Consider the following 1654-nt stretch of genomic DNA (forward strand, 5'->3'; position numbering starts at 1 on the left):
ACTTGAAAAGTGCGAACATAAAAATAGTTTCATCAATATTCTCCTTTATAAATTCCGATTTTCCGCCCTCAGTATACCACGCTTTTCCCCTGCGGAAAAGCTCCTTCCCGGTCGCTTCACCCCTTCTTCAGCAGCTTTTTATAGCTCAGGTTCATGGCAAAGGCACCAAGGGGAGCCGTCAGCACGATAGCCAGCACCGCCACGGTAAGCACCGTATCGCCGCAGGCAAAGCCCAGTGCCAGCGGAATGCCGCCAATGGCAGCCTGCACGGTTGCCTTGGGGGTGTACGCCATCATGGCGAAAAGCCGTTCCTTTTTGCTCAGGCTTGTGCCCAGAAGGCACACAAAAACACCCAGCATCCGAAATACCAGCGCACCCACGATCAAAAGCAGTGCCTTTGCACCCACCTTGCCCAGATAGCCGATGTTCACCGTTGCGCCCACCAGCACGAACAGGAACACCTCCGCAGCCACCCAGAGCTTTCCGTATTTTACCGAGAGCCTTTTTGCCACCACTTCTCTTTTTTTTTGCAGACCGATGCCGATAAACATAATGGCGATCATGGCCGAGAAGGTGATCGCGGTGGTCAGGGCATCCTCCGCTGCCACCAGCAGGAAGGAGATGCTCAAAATGATCAAAACCTTTGCGGTATCCCGGATATGGACCTTTGCAAAGAAGTACGCCAACAGGGACCCGACCGCCAGACCTACCGCCATGCCCAGCAGAATGGACACCGGGATGTTGACAAAACTGAGCATAGAGGCACTTTCCCCCTGCATCATGCCCACAAAGGTGGAGAACAGCACGATGACGTACACGTCATCCACCGATGCGCCTGCAAGGATCAGTTGCGGGATGCCCTGCTTTACGCCGTAGCCCTCGTCCATAAGCCGGACCATCCTTGGCACCACCACCGCCGGGGAGACCGCCGCCATCACCGCGCCCAGAATTGCCGCCTCTAAAACCGTCAGCCCCATGAGCTTCGGTGCCAGAAAAAGCACCCCCATCAGCTCAAAGGACGCCGGAACAAAGCACATCAGAACAGCAGGCCGCCCCAGCTTTTTCAGCCCGGAAGTATCCAGCCCCAGCCCTGCACGGGTAAGAATGATGATAAGGGCGATCTTCCGCAGCTCCGGGGAGATACCCAGAATGCTGCCGTCCAGCAGGTTCAGGACGTAGGGTCCCAGAACCATGCCGGTTGCCAGCATTCCCAGCAGACTCGGCAGCCTGTACTTCTGACAAAGCCACCCCATAGACATCCCAACGATCAAAATCAGCGAAATACTCAGTAACATAAAAGTTCCTCCTTACTTACAACACGCAAAAAAGCTGACACCTTCTGCGTGGTTTTCGTCGCAGAAGTCATCAGCTTTTAAAGCGGTTCAAGTAATCTGGTTACTTCGGGAGAACTTCATTCCCGTTTATTCTGTTGGCAGTATAGCACACCTGTCTCTCAAAAGCAACTCCGGGCTCCGCAACGCCGCCGGGGTTTACTCTGCCGCATAGTTCCTGCTTCTTTTCCAGCCCTTCAAAGTGATGCCGGGGCTTTCATTGCTTCGCAAACGCGAATTGATCGTGCTCTGTCTTTCGCTAATGCAACACCATTTTACTGTGCAAACATAAGTTATGCCCGTCTCAAGATTCGCTTTATATC

The 1654-nt window shown here is 53.7% G+C and carries 1 protein-coding gene and 1 riboswitch; the gene reads right to left on the reverse strand.

The features are described from left to right. Positions 1–116: 116 nt before the first annotated feature. Complete coding sequence (locus DW720_RS15470; RefSeq protein WP_118749817.1) at positions 117–1295, reverse strand: cation:proton antiporter; 1179 nt, start codon at positions 1293–1295, stop codon at positions 117–119. Between the two features lie 54 nt (positions 1296–1349). Then, a riboswitch (Fluoride riboswitch) is annotated at positions 1350–1428 on the reverse strand. Positions 1429–1654 lie beyond the last annotated feature (226 nt).

Source organism: Clostridium sp. AM27-28 (assembly GCF_003480955.1).
Taxonomy (GTDB): Bacteria; Bacillota; Clostridia; order Lachnospirales; family Lachnospiraceae; genus Otoolea; species Otoolea fessa.

Coding starts and splice junctions, on each gene's coding strand:
- DW720_RS15470 (WP_118749817.1), bottom strand. CDS start 1,295: ATGTTACTGAGTATTTCGCTGATTTTGATCGTTGGGATGTCTATGGGG.